This window comes from Clostridium sp. HBUAS56017 (assembly GCF_007115085.1).
GTDB lineage: Bacteria > Bacillota > Clostridia > Clostridiales > Clostridiaceae > Clostridium > Clostridium cibarium.
The window spans coordinates 59599-82426 of record NZ_SULK01000006.1; the positions used below are offsets into that span (position 1 = coordinate 59599).

A 22828-nucleotide genomic window follows, 5' to 3' on the forward strand; every position below is an offset into this window, starting at 1 on the left:
ATAATCATCTTCAAATTTTTCTTTTATTGCCTTAGCATAGAACTCTCCAAGTTTTTTCAACTGACTTCCTGTTTTATAATTTCCTGTATTTACAAAAAACGGTGTTTTTCTCCCACTCTTTGTAACAAAATCTCCAAAAGTTAAAACTCCACATTCTATCATAAATTCTATAAACTCTTCTTTATATGATTTCATTCTAAATTCCTCCTAAACAATTCCTACAATTTCGTTAATATCTTTTATTCCTTGTGACTTACAGAAATTCTCCATCTCTTTTATTATCTCTTTACCTGCTAACGGATTACTAAAGTTGATTGTACCTATTTGAACAGCATTAGCTCCAGCCATCATAAATTCTATTGCATCCAAACCAGTTGAAATCCCTCCAAGTCCTATAACTGGTATCTCAACAGCCTTCGCTACTTCATGAACCATTCTTAATGCTACTGGTTTTACTGCTGGACCAGAAAGACCTGCATATACATTATCAAAAACCGGCTTCCTTTTATATACGTCTATAGCTAATCCCTTTAGTGTATTTATCAAACTCAATGAATCTGCTCCAGCTTCTTCACATTTCAACGCCATATCAACTATATTTTCTGCATTTGGTGATAGTTTAACCATTAATGGCTTTTTGGCTATCTTTTTGATTTCCTTAACGAATTCATAAGCTACTTCTGACTTAATTCCATAGGCCATTCCTCCAGCCTTTACATTAGGGCAAGATATATTAAGTTCAATTATCTGTACATTTGTATTGTTAATCTTTTCCACCGCTTCAGCATAATCATCAAAACATCCACCACCAACATTAGCTAATATATTTGTACCTAACTCCTCCATTTTAGGAAGTTCACTTTTTATAAATCCATCTATTCCAGGATTATTAAGTCCCACTGAATTCATCATCCCTGATGGAGTTTCAAACACTCTTATTCCATCATTTCCTTCTTTTTGTTTTAAAGTTAATCCTTTTGAAGATATCCCTCCAAGTATTCCTACATCATAAAAATCATTGTATTCCGCACCAAAACCAAAGGTTCCTGAAGCTGCAATAACAGGATTCTTGAAATCAATTCCATTTATATTTACTTTTAACATTTCCATACCTCCGTTGGCTTACAATTCTACATAGCTTCCATCAAAAACCGGACCATCTTTACAAGTTCTCTTATTTCCATTTTTAGTCTTACATGTACACACTAGACAAGCACCTACTCCGCAAGCCATATGCTTTTCCATGGAAATGTAAACTTTAACTCCTTTTTCCTTGCACATATCAACAACTGCCTTCATCATTACCTCTGGTCCACAACAAAGAACTGTATCATATTTTTCCGGATTAAATATCTCTGTTACAAACCCCTTATGTCCATGCTTTCCCGTATTAGTTGCTACTTCAACTTTATCAGCGTAATTTGAGAATTCTTCTATTAAATATATGTCATCTCTAAAACCTACATATACATCTATAATTTCATCTTTATGTTTATTCCTAAGTCTTTTTGAAACTTCAACCATAGGAGCTGTTCCTATACCTCCAGCTACTATAGCCACTTTCCCTAGATTTTCATCAATATTAAACCCATTTCCTAAAGGCCCTGTTAAAGCCACTTCATTTCCCTCCACAAGTTTTGAAAATTCTTCAGTCCCTTTTCCCACAACTGCATAAAGAAATGTTATCTTATTTCCTTCCTTTTCACATATACTTATCGGTCTTGGAAGTAAAGTTTGTCCGTTTAGTTTTAACATATAAAATTGCCCAGGCTTTATATCATTTTCATCTTGGCATACCATTTTATATATATTATCAACAACTTTTTCATTTGAGATTATCTTTGATCTTCTATATGTAATACTCATAATTTCCTCCCTAAAGTTTATCTACAGCCATTCTTATTTCGTCTCTCATTCTTATTACTTCTTCTCTTGCACATTTTGCAAATTCAGTTGGTCTATTTTCTTTTTGGTAAGCTAGCAATATTCCTCTTGAAGAATTTACAACTCCACCATTGCCATTATTTAAATACATAGCTACATCTTCTGCCTTACCACCTTGTGCCCCATAACCAGGTATTAAGAAAAACATAGATTTAAACCTTTCCCTTAAAGCTTTTCCTTCTTCTACATGAGTACAACCTATAACTCCACCTAAAGGGTGATAACCACATTTTGATATAAGTTTTTCGCCTATACTCATGAGCTTATCACCAACAATGTGATAAACTTTATCTCCTGAAGTTGTATCTAAATATTCTATATCTTCAGCTCCCTTATTAGACGTTCTAACTAAACTGAATATACCCTTTTCCCCTCCTTCTAGATAAGGCAAATAAGGTTCTATACTATCCATTCCCATATAAGGACTTAATGTAATAAAATCCGCCTCAAAATCTCCAGTAAAATGAGCTTTTGCATACATCTTTGCTGTTGCAGCTATGTCCCCTCGTTTAATATCAGCAATTATTATTGCATTTTTTTCTCTTAAATATTTTAGAGTTCTTGTATAAGCCATCATTCCTGAAATCCCCATAGCTTCATAATAAGCTATTTGAACCTTAAAGCATGCTGCTACACCTACTGTTTCATCAATTATTTGTTTATTAAACATAAAAATTGCATCTTCTTCTGACCTCTCACTTTTTATATGTTCTGGAACATAATCAATAGATGTATCTAACCCTACACAAACAACTCCTCTTTCTTCAACTCTTTTGTATAGTTTATCCATTATTGTACTCATAAAATTCCTCCTATTTCTTATATAAGACTTTCCCCTTTTTTATTGTCGCTTCAATCTCACCATAAAACTCCATACCTTCAAATGGTGTATTTTTTCCTTTAGAAGCAAATTCACTTGAATCTACCCTATACTTTTCATCTAGATTGACAAGAACTAAATCTCCATCTTTCCCAACACTTATAGTCCCTTTATTCATACCTAAAAGCTTTGCAGGATTCTTACTCATAAGCTCACTTAACTTTTCTAGGGAAATTACATTTCCTTTAACTAGGGTTGTATAAGAAATAGAAAATGCAGTTTCAAGACCTACCATTCCAGGTGAACCTTTAAGTTTTTCATCTGCTGTATGAGGTGCATGATCTGTTCCAATTGTATCTACAAAACCATTCTTTATTGCATAATGTAAGAATTCCACATCTTCCTTTTCTCTTATTGGTGGATTTACTCTATAGTCATTAATATCTCTAGTTAATGATATATGATGAGGTGTTACCTCACAAGTTACGCTAGCTCCCTTAAGTTTTGCATCTATTATATACTCCATTGAAGTTTTAGTTGATACATGTGCCATGTGAAGCCTGCCACCAGTATACTTTGCCAATTCTATATCTCTTAAAGTCATCATATCTTCTGCAAGCCTCATATCTAAATTTGAAAATTCCGGACTTTCAGCATGTGACATCACTATCCAACCATAGCTTTTAGCTTTATTTAAAGCTTCCATCATTATTCTTGAATCCTTAACGCCTTTGCCATCATCTGATATAGCTTTAATTCCTTTATCATCCTTAATTAGTTCTAGATGTTCTAAAGTCTTACCATCAAAATTTTTTGTAATAGAAACACACTGATGTATATCTATAAGACCTAATTCTCTTCCTTTACTCCTTACATATTCTAAAGTTTCTTTACTTGAAACTACGGGATTGGTATTTGCCATTAGGCAAACGCCTGTATATCCACCTCTTAAGGCTGCTTTTGATCCCGTTTCAATATCTTCCTTCCAAGTTAAACCTGGATCTCTAAAGTGAGCATGTGTATCGATAAAAGATGGCATTAATGTTAAGCCTTTAGCATCTATTCTTTCTACATTTTCTTTATTAATTTCAGAAGCTATTTCTTTTATTAATCCATTTTCTATGTATAAATCGCCCAAAAAATCTTGGCTACAATCTAATATTCTTGCATTTTTAATCAATAAATTCATCTAACCACCTCAACTAAACTTCTGATAATTTTGTTATATCATCACAATACTCGCACCTATATGTCCCTTCTTCTTTATTCATTAGAACAAATGAATGGGGAACATATTTTTCAACTCCAGTTATGCATCTTGGATTTTTACATTTTAATATATTTGTGACTTTCTCCGGTAAATTCGGCTTTACCTTGTAAACTTCACAATTTCTAACTTCATCTATAGTTATTGATGGTGACATAAGTCCAAGAACTGTATAATCTATATCATCCCAATTATCTTTTTCAATTTTTATTATGTCTTTTCTTCCTAGCTTTTTACTCTCAGCATTCATTATCAATGCAACTCTATCTTTTGATTTATCCAAGTTTAAATAATTAAATATTTTTATTCCCATACCTGCAATAATATGATCTATTACAAGCCCATTTTTAATACTTGTTATCTCTAACATCTACACCACCCCCAAAAGCTTACACATTAACGCCATTCTTACATACATTGCATATTCTGCTTGTTTAAAATAGGCAGCTCTATTATCATCATCTACTTCAACTGCTATTTCATTCACTCTTGGAAGAGGATGCATTACAATCATATTTTCTCGTGCATATTTCATTTTCTCTGCATCTAATATATAACTATCTTTTAACCTTAAATATTCCTCTTCATTAAAGAATCTTTCTCTTTGAATCCTTGTCATATAAAGAATATCAACTTTCTCCATTACATCCTCAAGTCTCTCTACCTCCATAAACTCTATATGATTCTTTTCAATAAATTCTTGTTTAATATAATTTGGAACCTTCAATTCCTTAGGCGATACTAATACAAACTTAGTTCCTTCATATCTAGACATAGCTTTTATTAGTGAATGAACAGTTCTACCGTATTTTAAATCTCCACAAATTCCTACAGTATGCCCTCTCAAGCCTTTCTTTAAACATTCTATTGTAAGTAAATCTGCTAGTGTCTGAGTTGGATGTTGATGACCTCCGTCACCTGCATTTATTATTGGAACACCGGAATAAAGACTTGCTACCTTCGCTGATCCTTCTTTAGGATGCCTCATTGCAATTATATCTGTATATATAGATACCATTTTTATAGTATCTGCAAGGGTTTCACCTTTTGATGCCGAACTGGAATTTGGTTCCGAAAAACCTAAGATTTTGCCACCTAGTCTCATCATCGCTGCTTCAAAGCTAAATTTTGTTCTTGTACTAGGTTCATAGAAAAGAGTACCTAAAATTTTCCCATCACATATCTTTGAAAACTTTTTAGGATCGTTAATAATTTGATGTGCTAATTCGAAGATTTCATCTAGTTCTTCTACTGAAAAATCCATTGGGTCTATTAAATGTTTATTCATCATTAATGTTCTCACTCCTTCTTAACTTCTCCGAGCTAAAATTAAAGGTTATATATTTGAATATATGTTAATGTTTTTATTACCTTGCATTAACTGTATATTTAAATCAACATATTACATAAAAAAGCCTTCCTTTAATTTAAAGGAAGGCGTAATAATCCTAGTTCATAATGGTTTAAATAACTTTCCTTACTGACCTCTCTGGATCAAATTAAAGGTTTTTCTTTCGTTAAGAATACCACCTAATGAATCTATTGTCAATGTTATCATATAATAAATTTATTTAAAGCAATGAAAAGATAGACTTAATATTATTACCACTAACTTCAAATAATAAATTTACTTAAACTTTAATTCAAAAATCCTCCAGTGTTACTTCCATGCAACATCGAAATAGTATCATTTATAGATTCAATTACATCCTTATAGCTTAAATATATTCTTGTTTTTATAGAATTATTTTCAAGATTATATTTTTCAATTTTACCATATAAATATTTTTTACCTTTTAACAAATTACTTAAAATATAATTATCGCTTCTTGAAATGTAACCAATAACGAACCCACTTTCTCCTGCGACTTTAATCGCTCTATTATCATAAGAATTATTTTCTTCTATTTGCAAATAAAATATCTTACTATTTTCAAGCTCATCCTCTAATGATCTTCTATATCTATATTGACATCCTACTACATCTGTTGTTAATAAATAAACATCACTAATATGTTCATTTATAGATTTATTGTTTATATCTATATATTCCTTTTTCCCTTCTTCACAACTAAACAACAATGTTTTCATCTTAAACTTTACCTCTTCATTTGGTTCACTATTATAAGCTACTTTTATTTCTTCTAACTGCTGTTCATTAAGTTCATCCTTATACCTAGAAAGATAGTTTATAGCTTCAGCTCTAATCTTGTTAATCTCTCCATTTAAGGCTTTTAATGCAATTTCCTTACCATATGGATAGATATCTTTTAATGATTTAATTAGCAAAGAAAATATAATAGATATTATATTTTCTTTGCTTAGTTCCTTATCATCTATATCTTGTGCCCCTCTACAAATTTTATCTATACAAAAATGATTTGTGAAATAATTTAAAAGTTTTAATTTATCTTCCCTTCTGCCCTCTTCAATTAGATAGCAGTATATATTAAAATCTTTATGATCTCTTTCTAAATATAGAAATAAATCTTTATACTCTAATTGATAATCATAAAAATCTGCCAAAGCAATAACATCTTCACTTAATCCTTCTTTATCTTTAATCCCCTTCTTAAACACATCAATCCATTTCTCATCTTCCAATAAGTTATTTAATTCTTTTTCCAACTCTTCTATATCACACTCTAGAGTTTCATCTTGAGCTATTCCTTCTCTTATTAAGAAAATTGAATTTAGATTTTCAAAATTATCGCCAATACTATTTACTAAGGAAAGATAATTTCCAATTAGATTATATTTAGATTTAATTATAGAAAATTCATTTTTCCTTAAATAGCTGCATATTAAATATGACAAATTATCTAACCTTTTCTTATCAATATTTTCTAAATATCTTTCTAAATTAATAGTAGTAAAAATATAATTAATTAAAAGTTCTTCATATATCTCGTCTTTATATCCTTCTTCAATCATATACGAAACTATTTTAGGACTAAAATATTCTATATTAGTTATAGCAAATACTTTAATAGTTCCTTTAGATTTCTTTGAAAGTTCAACTAAATAATTATTATATCCCTTAAGGTTTCTAATAGTATTCATTAAATAAAAAATATATTCCCCACTTCTAGAAAAAACATCAAAAAGCTCCGGTAATTTTTCTTCCGATAGATATCTACTAGATAAGATTAATCCTAATTTTACATGCCAAGGAGTCTCTGATTTATATATTAAATTTTCTGTAAACTCTCTTACCCATACTTCATTCAATACATTTTCCATAATTAAAATATTGATCTTATTTATAAGTGGATTCATATAATAAATTAATAGAATATCCTCTAAGTGAAACTTAGGGTATAAAATATTTTTATCGTATATATCTTTTATTTCTTCAATGAGATAATCCGCTAGATCTAATTGTTCATTAACTGGCATACTTTCAGAAATGTAAATATACTCTAGCTCTTTTTTACCTAAATCATATTTATATTCCTTTAATGTTCTTAATTCTTCGAAGATACTACCCATATTTTCACCATCCTTTAGCTAAATATTTTACCTTTAACAAATTTAAATCATTATACAAAATTTATATGATTTTGTAAATAAATCCTAACAATCATATACCTCTACAAAAAGAGGAAGAATTGCATCATTCATTGAATTTCTCCCTCTTCTCAAAAATATTATTTTCTCTTTTGCTTTCTCGTTGCATTATTGTCTTCTTTATAAATTTCATCACATTCTTTGTTAATTGTTTCTTCCGCTTTATTCATTTCATTATTTCCAAAATCAATCATCTTAGGTTCTATCCATGAATCCTCCATATATATACCTCCAAATTGATTTGCATAAGCTTTTTTACTAAGTTGATTTTTAGTAAAGCGATTAACTATACAATAACTTATAATATATCTATTCATATTATCCTAAATGTATTCTAAGTTCTTTACAAAAACAAAAGGTTACTTTAAAAATAAATTTTTTAAAGTAACCTTCTAAGCTCTACAGAAGATAAATTATATATCCTACTAAATTTCTGTACATAACTCTTATCTTCTTTTTCTACTAATAATCGTACCTATTAACGAAGCAAATCCTAATCCAAAAACTCCCAACGCCCCTACATCTCCTGTTTTTGCACTACTAACTTTTTCTAAACCATTATTAGTTTCAGTTGATATAACTTCGCCTGCTGTCTTTTGTATTATAGATTGCCTATCCCCTTTAGTATTTTCTTTTTTAGGATCAGTATTATCTCCAAAGATATTATCAACCAAAACCATATAACTACCTAAATCTATATTATTATTACTATCTCTTCCTATAGTTTTAGGCATTTCTGTGCTCTTAAATGCTGATGCTTCAATTCTTTTACCATCTATATTCTCAGTATCTGTGCCATTATAAAAGTAATTATTTTCTCCTCTTACCATATCAGGAACTGAATCTGCTTTACCAGCTATAGTTCTATAAGAAATATTATTTTTCAATTGGTAATTAAGAATAGCTCCTGTATAATAATCCAAGCTATAGTTAACATCATTATCTACCGATATACAATTTTCCACTATAATTGCAGGATTACTATTTCCAGTTATCCCTGCAGCACAGTTTCCGAAGGATATTGAATTTTTAAGAGCATGTTTAACTGGTATACCTTCACCACCAAGCTTAAATCCATTACCATCTCCTTTTGTAAGAGTTCCATCAGTTAGCTTTCCATTTTGATAAGCTACACAATTCTCAATTAAAACAGGATCAATTGATCCAACTTCAAGTTTTGAAAACAAATCCCATCCATCATCACAATTATTATGAGATATACAACCTCGGAATACATTTCCAGATCCGACACTGATTTTTGCTGCAAATCCATCTGCATTATTCATTGCTCCATCCATATTATCATACGATTCGCAATTTAGAATTAGATTATTTTTAGGCCACTTATTTTTTGAATCGTCTAGTGATCCACTAATTTGCAGACCTGTATCTCCATTTTTATAAGTTTTAACATCTTCTACTATGTTATTATTACCTGATACTGTTATTCCATGTTGTTTATCTGCTGTATTACATAAATCAATACCATATACATGCCAGTAACTTCCTCCTATTGTTAATCCATCACATGTTTTGTTAAAATCAAAAGTAGCTCTTTTACCATCATAGGTAGTTAATGTTTTCATTTTTTCTGCAGTACCACTATTATCTTTATTTATTTTCAATGGTGATTTTAAACTATAAGTTCCACCTTTAACTTTGATAGTTTGTCCATCATTTGTATATTTTAATGCCGTGCTAATATCTATTGGGTTATCAATTGAACCACTTCCATTTGCTGTACCTTCTTGAGAAACGTATACATCTCCATTTTCTACTCCATAACTCTTATATAATACATTATGAGTAATTGTTCTAGGAGTTACATCTGCATTGATTGATGTTTTAGCAGGTATATAAGTTATCTCAAATTGATTTGTTCTAAGATTAAGCTTTGTATCTATATTTAATTCTTCATTCTTTTGAACTTTACTATCATAAATTAAGTTACCATCCTGTTTAACACTTATATTTCCTTCTACTGTATTATTTAGAGACAACTTATATTTAGAAGATCCTGTATCCTTTGATGATAATACATTTACAGCAGGAACTACTACTTGTTCAGGTTCTGGCAATCCTTTTGGATCAGTTGCTACATCTGAAGTTGTAAAATTAATGTTGGAGACAGTAATTGATGCTATACGAGCAGTAAAAAACCCAACATATATTTTATTATCTATTACTTCTAATTGTTTTGGTCTATAATATGTTATTTCTTCACCATCATCAATACTTGCAATATATCCAGTATTTGTTTTTTTGAGTTTTAACTTATATGTTGATGTACCATCATTAGCCGGTCTTCCACTGAACACGTGTGGATTTTCCATCGTAATTTTTCCGCTAAGATCTTTTGTTACTCCATTTCTAAATACAGACATCATCTTAGCTTGGTACCCTCCAACAAGTGCCATATTTGATGGGCTAACTGAAGCATCATTTTCCACACCTAATATATCTCTTGCCATAATTCCAAATCCACATTGATTATCTGGCTTTATCTTTTCAAAGAAATTAACCTTTACATCAGCTGATATTTCAAAGTTTTTAGATGCATCTACTTCAGTGTAATAATAGGAAATACCATCATTAGATCCAGCAATCTTTCCTCCAGGATGTGTACCATCTTTTCTACCCGAAGTTAATGTTACAGTCTTATTCTTATCATCAACTTGAACAGTGTTATTTTCTTCAGATGTTGTTGCCCCAAACCTTGTAAAATTCCATTTAACTTGTTCTGATTGATTTGTTGCATTAGTTGAAAAGTTACTGTTAATTGAATTTAATTCATTTACTCTGCTATTCACATCCCAACCAGCAAATACTTTTTCCTTTGTAAACTCACTAGCCTCTACATCTGATAGCACTTTTCTAATTGCATTTGATTTAGCACCTTCACCTGTACTTCCATACTCACACATAAAGTTATCTTTTGGTAACTGTCCGTTCATTTGTGACCAGCCTTCTTCAGATATATGCTTTCCCATTTCGCAATTTTTATATACAACACTTGATTTTACTTGAGTCTTTACACTACTTGGATGCCATGGTCTTCCTAAATATACACTTCCTGCATCATCTATGTTACTTGTTAATTTTGAATTTAAAAACAAGAATCCATACGAAGTATCCACCAAAGTGCTTGGAGCCGCTACATATCCTTTAGGAGTAACACCTTCTCTTTCTACAGAATTTATTTCACAATTCTCAAATACTGCAGTAGCTGCACCAAAGATAAAGTCAACATCTCCTTGAATAAAACAATTATAAAAATATTGTTTATTTTTATTTACATATAATGTGTCTTGATTTCCTATAAGATTACAATTTACAATAACGCTTTGATCAGCTTCATTTTTTAGTGCAACAGCTTGCTTCTTTTCCATGTCTGCATGAGCTATTTCGTCAAAAGAATTTTCTATTGTTAAATTTACAGCTGAAAAACCTGTTGCTAATGGCCCTACTGTAACACTAGCTGAACCTGTTGTTCCATAAGTTGTTATCCCATCTCCCCCATGTTCAGTTAACTTAGTAGTACCAGCTGCTGCATCATAAGTTAAAATTGTCTTATCTTTACTTTCACCTTTTAATATTACATTTGGTTGTGTAACATTAATTTTTTCTTTATATGTACCATTCTTTATATAAATAATAACTTCACTTGTATTATCTTCTGGCACTGAATTTATAGCAGCTTGTACCGTACTAAACATCTTTATTTTATTTACTTCTTGTCCATTAACTCCGGTATATTTTCCATCAACAATCACATTAATTTTTTTACTTTTTATAACGTTTTCAGAAACTGCATTATTTATCACTTCACCCTTTGCTGTAGTTGGACTTACTAATCCTTGGGAAACAATGATGGTTGCACAAATTAAAATTGATAAAAATTTTTTTCTCATCTACATCTTCTCCTTAAAAATAGTTTCATATTTTAGCATATTGTTACATGTTGTATACCAATACGTATTTTCCTCTTTTTTCCATTTTATATTTTTTATATTACTTTCAAATTGGTATATTAAACGATTTCAGCTATATTTTACTATAAATTTTACAGAATATCAAACAAAAAATATATTTTTTGTTTTTTTAGCTAAATCTTTTCTCTTTTTTTCACGGATAAATATTCAATAATATATATCTATCCACATGATGTATACTAGAAATCTCTTTGAAAACATATTATTAATCATGCATATGAAGAACTATCAATAAACATTACATATAAAAAAGGCTTTTAACTTGTATATATTATAAATCACTTAAATATTTTACATATCATTTCAAGCTAAAAAACTATTATTGAAAATAAAAAAATAACCCCTAGATTCCTAGAGGTTATGCCACTTTGAGTCAATGCCAGTTATTCATGATATTATCCCACATCATTTTTCCGCATTTTGCTAAAGTCACTGTTCCATATACACTGTTTGGTATACAACTTGATAAAACTGTAAATACGAATGTGCCTTTCTGCACTTGTATTAATGCTGTATCATTTTCTACACCTTTTTTATCTCCAGTTTTACTTGAAATCTCAAACTTTAAATCGTCTGGAATATAAAGTGCCAACTTGTTCTTTATTTGTTGTCTTCTCAATATATCAACAAGCATTGTACTATTTTTTTTATTTAGGAAGGTACCCTTATATAAGTGTCTCCATACAGTTGAAAGATCATATGCAGTTGTTATATTTTCTATATTATTTTTTCTATTTCTTTCATCATTTGTCTTTCTATTTAGAGATGTATTCCTCAATCCCATTTTATTTATATCTGTATTTATTACATCAATTCCCACTATATCAATTATTTTGTTTGCAGCAGTATTATCGCTTTGTATAAGCATAGCAACTAAAAGTTCAAATACTGTATATTCTCTTTCATCAAATTCATGAATTATTCCTGTCCCAAAAACCTTATCTTCTCTTTTTATTTGAATTCTATCCATAAATCCTACTTTTTTATCTTCTACAGCTTTTATTAACGAAACAGCAATAGGAAGTTTCATACACCCCGCTGCAACCATTTGTACGTTTTCATTATAACCATAAACAAAACCGCCTGATAGATCCTCAAAAAAGAATCCATAACTCCCTATTCTTGACTCTAAATATCTCTTTATCTCTTTCATAATACCCTCCTATGAATCAACCCTCTTTTGAAACTTTAAATAAATTTATATCACCAAAGCACTAACTCAAACGAATTAGTGCCCATTGCTATCTAGTCTCCAAAGGATGTGCCTATCTTTTTGGCTATCATAACTAATTCCCCTTTAGGACTTACTTGTTTAGTTTTTTGACCAATTACATTTTCTAAACTATCTGAAGATATTTTATCACCTTTAAGACAGACCATTTGCCCAAACTTTCCTTCATTAATCAATTCTACCGCTGCCACGCCATATCTAGTAGATAATATTCTATCAAAAGTAGATGTTGTTCCTCCTCTTTGAATATGCCCAAGAACTGTACATCTTACTTCATGATCTTTTATTAACCGCTCTAAATCATCAGCAAGCTTATTTCCTATGCCTCCTAATCTAATTGGGTCTGGACTATCCTTAACTATTTTCGATACTACAACATCTCCATCTTTCGATTTAGCTCCTTCTGCCACAACTATAATTGTAAACAATTTACCTTCACTTTTTCTTTGTTCAATTTTCTCAACAATTTTATTAATATCATAAGGTATTTCAGGAAGTAAAATTACATCCGCAGATCCAGCAATACCTGATTCTAGGGCAATCCATCCCGCATTTCTTCCCATTACTTCGCAAATCATAATTCTATGGTGAGATTCAGCTGTAGTATGAAGTCTATCCAAAGCTTCGGTAGCCACATCAATTGCTGTATTAAATCCAAAAGTTACATCAGTTGATGCTAAATCATTATCTATAGTTTTTGGCACTCCTATAACTTTAACGCCTTTCCTTGAAAAATCTCTAGCAGATGTTAATGTTCCATCTCCACCAATAACAACTAATACATCCACTCCTTCTTTTTTTAAATTTTCAACAGCTACATCAGATACATCTTTCCTAACCATTTTCCCATTTTCAAGTATCTGATAATCAAATAGGTTATCCTTATTTGAGCTATAAAGAATTGTTCCACCCTTGCTAAGTATACCAGATACAGTTTCAAGTGTTAGAGGAATAAAATCATTATTATACAACCCTCTATACCCAAACTTATATCCAATCACTTCATATCCACAATTTAATATTGCAGTTCTTGTAACAGCTCTAATAACCGCATTAAGCCCAGGACAATCTCCGCCCCCTGTTAACAAAGCTATCTTTTTAATTTTCTCAGCCATTTTAAATCCCCCTCTACCCATAAACTAACACTCGTCAATTGTCTTTATTTTCTGACAATTTTCTTAAAAAAAATATAAAGATATCGTCTACATTTAGCATGACAAATATACCTCTTATAAGCATTATGATACCACAATTATTTCCAACTTAAAAGTACTTTGTATATATTTTATCAATATGTACAAATACCTAAGATAAATTTTGTTTATCTTAGGTATTCTAAATTATAATGTAATCACTTTTGTAAACACTAATATTGCTAATAATATCCCTGCAGCTACTCTATATACTGCAAATACTCTCATTGGTCTCTTCTGTAAAAAAGCTACAAATCTATCCATAACCACTAAAGATACTAAAAATGCAACTACAAATCCTACAACCAAAGCTACCCAAGTTGTTGTATTCATAACGGAATAATCAAATTCAAATAGATCTTTTCCTGATGAACCTATCATAGCTGGAATAGCTAAGAAGAATGAAAATTCAGCTGCTATCGGAGTTGATATACCAGCTATCCACCCTCCCATAATAGTAGATGCACTTCTAGACATACCTGGCCACATAGAAAGTACTTGGAACAAACCTACTTTGACAGATTGAATTGGTGTTATATTATCAATATTTTTTGTAGCATGTTTTCTTTTTCTAAACATATTTTCAATTATTATAAGTAATATACCACCAACTATAAAACCAATTATAACTGCTTCTGGTCTAAACAAGCTCTTAATTTTACTATAAAATAGAACGCCTACAATTCCTGCTGGAATAGATCCTATAATTACATTTATCCCAAATCTAAAACCTGTTTTTCCTTCCCTCCCACCAGTAAATATAAATTTAAAAAACTCTATAACACTGTCCTTAATCTTTTTCCAATATAAAACTACTACTGCTAATATTGCTCCTAATTGAATTACTACTTCAAACATTTTTACAAAATCACCAGTAAAATTAATTGCTGCCCCAACTAAAATCATATGACCAGTAGAAGAAACTGGTATAAATTCCGTCAAACCTTCGACTATAGCTATTATTATCGCTTTAAATATAAAAACAAAATCTAATCCCACTCATATCACTCTCTTTCTTAAAATTACCGTTTAATTATACTTACTAAATAGTTTATTGTCTATTTTATTCATTTATTTTTAATATTATCTTGAATAATTATTAAGAAATAAAGAAAAAACAAATTAATTTATAATTAGCTTGTATTAACTAAAGATATCCACTCAGAACATTATTTTTTTACTCCGAGCGGATCTCATTACAACATTTACTTTATTACTCTACCTAAAATTTCTTTTTTCTCTTTATCAAAATCTGGCACATAGCTCTTTAACAAGGTAAATTTTCCTTCAAGTACATACTTCCCCAAATATGCTGGAATTAGTATACTATCCCCAAATTTAATTTCTAATTCATACTCCAACGATTTTATTTTTCCTTCTCCATCAACACAAGTAAACAAATAAAATCTATCTTTATCACTATACTCTACCACTTTTGTTTTCACAACATACTTTTGTATTGTAAAAAACTCACTTAAACACAAAATAATTTTATCATATCCATCTTCATTATATGTTATTCCCTTTACATCTTCTGATTTTAAATTAAAATCAATCACATCAAGAGCCCTATCTATATGAATTTCTCTACCACGATTATAATCATAAACCCTATATGTTGTATCACTACTTTGTTGTATTTCAGCAACAGTTACACCTTCACATATTGCATGCACAAGTCCACTTTTTACATAATAGAACTCACCTTTTTTAACAGGAATCACATTTAAATACTTATCTAACTCACCTTTTTCAAGTGCCTCTCTAAAGTTCTCTTTGTCACACTCCTTTGTTCCCATAACTAAGCTCGCACCTTCTTTTGCATCAATGATATACCAAGCTTCAGTTTTACCTAAATCTTTTTCAACCTTTTCTGCATACTCGTCATCTGGATGAACTTGAACTGATAATTTATCCTTTGCATTGATAATTTTTATTAATAAAGGAAACTTTTCCTTATCAATCTTTCTCCCGATTATTTTTTCCCCATTACTTTCAATAAGTTCTTTAAAACTAGTTCCTTTGAATTCTCCATTTGCAACTATTCCAATACCATTTTTATGACAAGCTATATCCCAGCTTTCACCTATATTGCCATCTGGAACATCAGTTCTAAATTTCTCCAATTCCCTTCCGCCCCATATTCTTTCATAATATAAACTTTCAAATTTTATTGGATACATTCTATTACCTCCTATTACTTAATTTCACAGAACAACAGATATTTAAATAAATTATAAAGCCATCTTTATAATATTTAAATTTATAAAACTCATCTATATTCCTATTTTTTTCTAGTATACTTCACAAAAAAAACTATTTCAATTATCATTTTCCCTTTTAATATACTCTAGCTTCATTAACCTAGATATTAATTTATGAATATTAACTTCTAATTTGAATCATATCTATATAAAAATATTATTTTTTACAATTACTCTTTGTATTATTAATTCTTTTTTGTATATTCTCATAATATCCGGAAGATGTTCTACTTACAACCTAAAGCCCTATACATTGTCATAATTAAAAATCTATCAAAAATACATTGATGACAAAATGTGGTTTGTGCTATACTTAATGTCAAAGTTTAAAATTATGACATAATAATTTATATAGCATTTAAGGTGGTGATTAAGATTAATATAAAATCAATTTTAGGTGTTTTAGCAGGTAAATTGACTATCTTTTTAACAAAGCATTTACTTAAAGGAGGAAGTACTTTTCCTGGTACAGTAGCCTTAAAATTTGACAAACAAATCTTAAATAAAATAGCAAAGGGCTACAAGGTAATTTTAGTTACTGGAACTAATGGTAAAACTACTACTACCAGTATGATATCTAATATTTTTAAAGCAAAAGGGTATAGAGTGATTACAAACAATACTGGTGCAAATCTTTTTAGAGGTGTTGTTTCTTGCTTTATTGATAACTACAGATTTTTTAAAAGTAATGAAGGAAGTTATGCAATTATTGAAGTAGATGAGGCTAATGTAAAATTTGTTACAAAATACATAGAGCCTGAAATTATTACCATAACAAATTTATTTAGAGATCAATTAGATAGATATGGTGAAGTTTACACAACTCTTAATAAGATTTTAGAAGGAATTATAAAAGTACCTAATACCAAGTTAGTATTAAATGGAGATGATTCTCTATTTGGGAAACTTGATGTTCCAAATAAAACTATATATTACGGCTTTAACAAAACTTTGAATGATGAAACTGCAATTGATATAAACGCAGATGCAAAGTTCTGTAAGTTTTGTAAATCTCCTTATCAATATAACTTTATAACATATAATCACTTAGGAGACTTCTATTGTCCAAATTGTCATTATAAGAGAGCCAAGCTCAAGTACGCTATTGAGGATATATTAAATTTGGCTCCTGATCATTCAACTGTAATGATTAATGAAACAAAAGTTACAATAAGCCAGTCAGGCCTATATAATATTTATAATGGCTTATGTGCCTATGCTATTGGAAAAGAAATGAATATAGATAATAATTGCATTGCTAACTCTCTTGGGAAACAAGATTCAAGCTTTGGTAGACAAGAGGAAATTCTTATAGAAGGAAAAAAAGCTAAGATTATCTTAGTTAAAAATCCTGCTGGTTATAATCAAGCTTTAGATACTCTTTGTTTAAATACAGAGAATTTTTCAACACTATTTATGTTGAATGATAATTACGCTGATGGCACTGATGTATCTTGGATCTGGGATGTAGATTTTGAAAAATTATCAAACCTCCCTATTAAAGATATATTCATTTCAGGTACTCGATTATACGATATGGCAGTAAGATTAAAAACTGCCGGCCTAAATTCTGATTCTTTTATAGTAGAATCAGGTTACGAAGAATTAACTGAAAAAGTAAAAAATTCTTCTACAGATAGAATTTACATCCTAGCTACTTATACAGCTATGATTAATTATAGAAAATATCTACACTCAAAAGGCTATATCAAAAAGCTTTGGTAGAGATTAGGAGGTAATTATGGAATTAAATATCTGTCATCTTTACCCAGATTTATTAAATGTTTATGGCGATGTAGGTAATATTTTAATTTTAAAAAATAGAGCTGAAAGCCGTGGAATAAAAGTGAATGTTATTAATATTTCTTTAAAAGATGATTTTAAAAGTGATGAGATGGATATAGTTTTCTTTGGTGGTGGTCAGGACTATGAACAATCAATTGTTTCCGAAGACTTAAAAAACAATAAGCAAGAAGAACTATCTAAATACATTGAAGCCGAAAAAGTTTTTCTAGCAATTTGTGGCGGATATCAACTTCTTGGCAAATATTATAGAGCTCCAAACGGAGAAAAACTAAAAGGTCTTGGTATATTGGATATATATACCGAGGGTGGAGACACAAGGTTTATCGGTAATACAGTAATCTATAACGAAGATACAAAGGAAACATATGTTGGTTTCGAAAATCATTCAGGCAGAACATATATTAACAATTTAAAGCCTCTTGGTAAATGTATTTATGGTTATGGAAATAATGGCGAAGATGGCAATGAAGGATGCATATATAAGAATACATTTTGTACATACTTTCACGGATCTCTTTTATCTAAAAATCCTGAACTTGCAGACAGAATGATAAGACTTGCTTTAGAAAAAAAATATGAAAATGTAACCTTAGATCCATTAGATGATACTTTTGCATTAAAAGCAAAAGAAAGTATAATTGACAGCTACAAATCAGAAAATTGGAACAAACAGAATTAATCCATTGTATAAAGTGGCAAGTTTGCTAAAAGTAGCCTATATCTTATTCAAATTAAATTTTTAAGATATAGGCTATTATTTTTATTCCTTTCTTATCACTTTCAAGTACAGATTAGGAGAATTATATAAAAAAATAAGGTAAATCATCTTTAACACGACTTACCTTACTTTCATAACGCTGTAACTAATTAACGTTTTTTATCTACACCTTAACTCCAGCCATCTCATCTGAAATAGGGATTAATTTATCTCTTAAAAAACCTCTTTCTTTTATAGCATAAAAATAAAAATCATCTCCGACTTTGCATCGAATATTTTCATTTTTCACTATGTTATATTTTTTACCGTTATAATCTACACCTATATAATATTTATTAGTTTCATCCTTTATCATACATCTAAATGCATCGCTCACTTTTAATTTCATCCCCCACCACAGTATTACTATATCATTATATCATAAAATAGATTATTTTTTGACTATTTTTTTATTCTTTACTATTTTTATTTTTATATTCTTAAATTATCTTGTATTATTTTTACAAACTTCTTTATCAAAAACAAACTTATATATATAATTTCAATTTTATGGTACTTTTTTCATTGCAATTATTACAAAATTATTATATATACTTCTTTAGCTAATTTATATGCGGTTTTTTATTGTTATTAATTTTCATAAATGCTATACTTATAAATGTTTTTAAGTATATTTTTGGGATGGGGAGATAAATCATGACTAAAAGAAAATTATTCAAAACTATTACATTAGCTCTTTCCATAGCTTTATTAACGCCTTTTGCTAATAAAGTTCAAGCTAAGGAAGATGGAAGTAGCATAAATATTGTATCACAAGCAGCTATAGTTATGGATTATGATACAGGAGAAATAATTTACGAAAAAAATGCAAACGAAAAAAAATTCTTAGCAAGCACGACCAAATTAATGACTTCATTACTTTTTGCTGAGCATAATAAAAAAACAGACACTATTACTTACACTGAATCAGCTAAAATCCAACCGCCATATACCCTTGATTCTGAAAAGATGAAACCTTATGGAAAGTCTTTTAAAGTTGGAGATACACTATCTGCTGACATAGTTATGAAAGGTCTTTTACTATTCTCAGGAAACGATGCCGCTTATATGATTTCTGATGCAGTTGGTGGAAGTAAAGAAGGCTTTGCCAAAATGATGAACGATAGAGCTAAACAATTAGGATTAGATAACACACACTTTGAAAATCCTAATGGACTTCCTGAAAAATCTTCTGATGGAAAAGAACACGATGTTAACTATTCAACTGCATATGAACTAGCTCTATTAACAAAAGCAGCTTATGAAAATGATTGGGTAAAAGAAACAGTTCAGCTTCATAACGCTGATGTTATTCTACCTGGAAATACACGAGTAAAATTAGAAAACAGAAATACAGAATTAGGAAAAAACGGAAACATAGGTGGAAAAACTGGTATAACAGATGAAGCCGGTACATGTTTTTCTGGAGTTTATGAAAGAAATGGCAAGAAATATCTAGCAGCAGTTTTAAAGTCAGATAGAAATAGTGATTCAAAAAGATTTGAAGATATAGATGCCATAATGGATTATAGCGAAAATGCTAATAGAGAAGTTTATAAAAAATCTGGTGAAGAAGTTGGAACTGCTGAACTTCAATATAAAATGTTTAAGTTCTTTGGACCTACAAAAACTATAACTGCACCTATTGTATTAAAAGAAGATGTTATGTTATATAACAATTCAATTAATAATAATGAAGCTGTTATTAACGTAAATTCTGAAGAAAATGATGCTTGGAAAGTTGCATCAGAAGATTCAACAAAGCTTACAGTTTCAGTTAAACAATTTTCTACAGATGTAAAAGGAAAAGTTGATGTAAGTACTGGTAGCCTTATTAAAGCTAATATTATACCATACATTGCTTTACTTGCTGTAGTAATCATTGCAATTGTTTTAGTTTTAGCTATCGTTAAAATGATAAAAAATAGTGGCAAAAAGAAAAGAAAAAGTTATAAGAGAAGAAGATACTAATGCACAAGATAGAAAGAGGTTCTCATGAATAAAGTTAATTTTAAAGGTAGTGTAATGCTAAATCCTACTCCTGTTGTTTTGGTTACAACAAAAAATAGTGATGGTAAAATTAATGTATTCACTATAGGTTGGGTAAGTACTGTTTGTACTAAACCACCAGTAATGGCTGTAGGAATTAGACCTGAAAGATTATCTTATGATTATATAAAAGAAAGTATGGAATGTGTTATTAATCTTACAACTCGGGATATGGTAAAGATTGTTGACTATTGTGGAGTGAAAACAGGTAAAAAGGAAGATAAAATAAAACATTTTGACCTTGAACTTGATTCTGGAGTAAGTATTTCTACTCCTTCCCTAGCAATATCACCAGTTTCCTTAGAATGTAAGGTTAAATCCATAACACCTTTAGGTACTCACCATATGTTCCTACTGGATATAACTAATGTTAAAGTAAACGAAAATCTTATTGATAATAACGGCAAAATATGCTTTGATAAAGCTAATTTAATTTGTTATAGTCATGGAGAATATTTCGGACTTAATCCGAAACCATTAGGATCTTTTGGGTACTCAATTAGGAAGAAAAATAAACCTAACAAAAAAAGTCAGAAAAAATAATTCTGACTTTTTTTATTTTAACTATTTATTTGAAGATGCAATCCATTCATCCCAAACTTCAGGTTTAAATCCTAAAGTTGCCATTCTTCCATTTCTAACTACAGGTGTAGCTATTAAACTTTGATCTTTAAAAAGTATTTCTTCCTTCACATCAGAACTTCTCACATTACTTATATTGGATTTCAGATAATTTTTTGATTTAACATTTATTAGTTCATTAATTCCAACAGCAATTTTTACTGAATTTAACTCTCCTTTACTCATACCTTTTTCTTTCATATCAATTAATTGATATTTTATCCTTCTCTCTTTAAAGAATCTTTCAGCTTTTTTTGTATCAAAGCATTTTTTTGTTCCAAAAATCTGTATATTCATATTTCCTCCTAAATCAATTCTAATAAATCTAATGGTTTCTTAATTAGATAGCTTGGCTTAATTTTTATTAATTCGCTTAATTGTAAAGCTGTATATTCTACACCACATGTAAGACATCCTGCATTCTTACCACACAGAAGATCATATGGACTATCACCTACCATTATAGCTTCTTTAGGCAAAACACCTAACATTTCACAAGCTTTTAAAGCAGGATCCCCTTCTGGCTTATGTTTAATAGTATCTTCTGGAGAAATTATCACATCCATATACCCTATCAATTCACCCAACTCTAGTCCTCTTTTTGCTAATTCCTTTCTCTTAGAAGTAACTATACCAATTTTTATCGCTCTCTCTTTTAAAGCAAGTAATAATTCTTTTACCCCCTCAAAAGGCCTACACATATTATCATGGTAAACTTTATTGTAATTTCTATATGAATTTATCAGATTCTCTAATAAATCTTCATTATCTGTATATTTAATAAGACTAGTTTTTAAAGGTTTCCCATAAAGTAATGTAATTTCTTCTTTAGGTAACTCTATATCTAAAACTTCCTTAAATGCTCTACAAAACGAATCATAAATTAAATCATTAGTATCAAGTAATGTTCCATCTAAATCAAATAAAACTGCTTTAATCATTTCTAAAACCTCTTTCTGTCTTCAACATTTGTTGCTACGTTTAATACTTTCACTATAAAATATAGCTTATATTAATTAATAGGTAAAGTTTTTTGCTATTAAAAGATTATAATTTTCAACAATATTATAAATGAATATAAAAATTATAAACTGCCTATACTTATAATGAGGTGGTTTAATGAAGTCCTTTATCACAGGTTTTAATCTGAACAATATAAAAATAAAATTTATTATTCTATATATTTTTAATGTAACAGATATATTTTTCACTTTAATTCTATACAAAACAGGGTATTTCTTAGAAGCTAATCTATTTATGAGACCAATTATAAGTGATGAACTCTTATCTATATTTGTTAAACTAACAATACCT

20 protein-coding genes and 1 pseudogene are annotated in these 22828 nt (G+C 29.6%); 4 read left to right on the plus strand and 17 right to left on the minus strand.

Annotated features, from left to right (window positions below; translation table 11 throughout):
• The 14 genes and pseudogenes from FAY47_RS20875 to FAY47_RS07425 form a co-directional block, all read right to left on the minus strand.
• Positions 1–195 (minus strand): annotated as a pseudogene (locus FAY47_RS20875) (orotate phosphoribosyltransferase); the annotation flags it as partial.
• Positions 196–207: 12 nt separating this feature from the next.
• On the minus strand, positions 208–1104 hold the full coding sequence (locus tag FAY47_RS07370) for a dihydroorotate dehydrogenase (protein ID WP_143316055.1): 897 nt from the start codon (positions 1102–1104) through the stop codon (positions 208–210).
• An 18-nt stretch (positions 1105–1122) separates the two neighbouring features.
• Complete coding sequence (locus tag FAY47_RS07375) at positions 1123–1866, minus strand: dihydroorotate dehydrogenase electron transfer subunit (RefSeq protein ID WP_143316056.1); 744 nt, start codon at positions 1864–1866, stop codon at positions 1123–1125.
• A gap of 10 nt (positions 1867–1876) precedes the next feature.
• Positions 1877–2746: an orotidine-5'-phosphate decarboxylase gene (pyrF, locus tag FAY47_RS07380; protein WP_143316057.1), complete on the minus strand. Its 870-nt coding sequence runs from the start codon at positions 2744–2746 to the stop codon at positions 1877–1879.
• A gap of 10 nt (positions 2747–2756) precedes the next feature.
• Positions 2757–3953, minus strand: a complete 1197-nt coding sequence (locus FAY47_RS07385) for a dihydroorotase (protein ID WP_143316058.1) — start codon at positions 3951–3953, stop codon at positions 2757–2759.
• A gap of 13 nt (positions 3954–3966) precedes the next feature.
• On the minus strand, positions 3967–4401 hold the full coding sequence (locus FAY47_RS07390) for an aspartate carbamoyltransferase regulatory subunit (RefSeq protein ID WP_143316059.1): 435 nt from the start codon (positions 4399–4401) through the stop codon (positions 3967–3969).
• Positions 4402–5322 (minus strand): aspartate carbamoyltransferase, encoded by a 921-nt coding sequence (gene pyrB, locus FAY47_RS07395; RefSeq protein WP_143316060.1) that lies wholly within the window; start codon positions 5320–5322, stop codon positions 4402–4404.
• 347 nt (positions 5323–5669) lie between these two features.
• Positions 5670–7523, minus strand: a complete 1854-nt coding sequence (locus FAY47_RS07400) for an HIRAN domain-containing protein (protein ID WP_143316061.1) — start codon at positions 7521–7523, stop codon at positions 5670–5672.
• Positions 7524–7681: 158 nt separating this feature from the next.
• On the minus strand, positions 7682–7918 hold the full coding sequence (locus FAY47_RS20620; RefSeq protein WP_207706228.1) for a hypothetical protein: 237 nt from the start codon (positions 7916–7918) through the stop codon (positions 7682–7684).
• Between the two features lie 129 nt (positions 7919–8047).
• Positions 8048–11512, minus strand: a complete 3465-nt coding sequence (locus FAY47_RS07405) for a pectinesterase family protein (RefSeq protein WP_185966760.1) — start codon at positions 11510–11512, stop codon at positions 8048–8050.
• 454 nt (positions 11513–11966) lie between these two features.
• Positions 11967–12746 (minus strand): serine hydrolase, encoded by a 780-nt coding sequence (locus FAY47_RS07410; protein ID WP_143316062.1) that lies wholly within the window; start codon positions 12744–12746, stop codon positions 11967–11969.
• A 92-nt stretch (positions 12747–12838) separates the two neighbouring features.
• Positions 12839–13939 carry a 6-phosphofructokinase gene (locus FAY47_RS07415; RefSeq protein ID WP_143316063.1) on the minus strand — a complete coding sequence of 367 codons (1101 nt, stop codon included), beginning with the start codon at positions 13937–13939 and terminating at the stop codon, positions 12839–12841.
• Between the two features lie 225 nt (positions 13940–14164).
• Entirely contained in the window at positions 14165–15016 is an 852-nt protein-coding gene (locus FAY47_RS07420; RefSeq protein ID WP_143316064.1) for an undecaprenyl-diphosphate phosphatase, read from the minus strand.
• Positions 15017–15222: 206 nt separating this feature from the next.
• Positions 15223–16200 carry a type I phosphomannose isomerase catalytic subunit gene (locus tag FAY47_RS07425; RefSeq protein ID WP_143316065.1) on the minus strand — a complete coding sequence of 326 codons (978 nt, stop codon included), beginning with the start codon at positions 16198–16200 and terminating at the stop codon, positions 15223–15225.
• 447 nt (positions 16201–16647) lie between these two features.
• Between FAY47_RS07425 and FAY47_RS07430 the strand changes: the two genes are divergently transcribed.
• On the plus strand, positions 16648–18006 hold the full coding sequence (locus FAY47_RS07430) for a MurT ligase domain-containing protein (RefSeq protein ID WP_143316066.1): 1359 nt from the start codon (positions 16648–16650) through the stop codon (positions 18004–18006).
• Between the two features lie 16 nt (positions 18007–18022).
• Positions 18023–18766: a type 1 glutamine amidotransferase gene (locus FAY47_RS07435; RefSeq protein ID WP_143316067.1), complete on the plus strand. Its 744-nt coding sequence runs from the start codon at positions 18023–18025 to the stop codon at positions 18764–18766.
• Between the two features lie 202 nt (positions 18767–18968).
• Here FAY47_RS07435 and FAY47_RS07440 read toward each other — a convergent pair whose 3' ends face one another.
• Positions 18969–19193 carry a hypothetical protein gene (locus FAY47_RS07440; protein ID WP_143316068.1) on the minus strand — a complete coding sequence of 75 codons (225 nt, stop codon included), beginning with the start codon at positions 19191–19193 and terminating at the stop codon, positions 18969–18971.
• 308 nt (positions 19194–19501) lie between these two features.
• On the opposite strand from FAY47_RS07440, the gene FAY47_RS07445 reads away from it, so the two are divergent.
• A complete protein-coding gene (locus tag FAY47_RS07445; RefSeq protein ID WP_143316069.1) occupies positions 19502–20815 on the plus strand; it encodes a serine hydrolase in 1314 nt (437 codons plus the stop codon).
• Between the two features lie 24 nt (positions 20816–20839).
• Positions 20840–21436: a flavin reductase family protein gene (locus FAY47_RS07450; protein ID WP_143316070.1), complete on the plus strand. Its 597-nt coding sequence runs from the start codon at positions 20840–20842 to the stop codon at positions 21434–21436.
• Positions 21437–21457: 21 nt separating this feature from the next.
• Here the strand turns inward: FAY47_RS07450 and FAY47_RS07455 are convergent, their stop codons facing one another.
• Positions 21458–21811: an arsenate reductase family protein gene (locus FAY47_RS07455; RefSeq protein ID WP_143316071.1), complete on the minus strand. Its 354-nt coding sequence runs from the start codon at positions 21809–21811 to the stop codon at positions 21458–21460.
• Between the two features lie 8 nt (positions 21812–21819).
• Positions 21820–22455: a pyrophosphatase PpaX gene (gene ppaX, locus FAY47_RS07460; protein ID WP_143316072.1), complete on the minus strand. Its 636-nt coding sequence runs from the start codon at positions 22453–22455 to the stop codon at positions 21820–21822.
• Between the last annotated feature and the right edge of the window lie 373 nt (positions 22456–22828).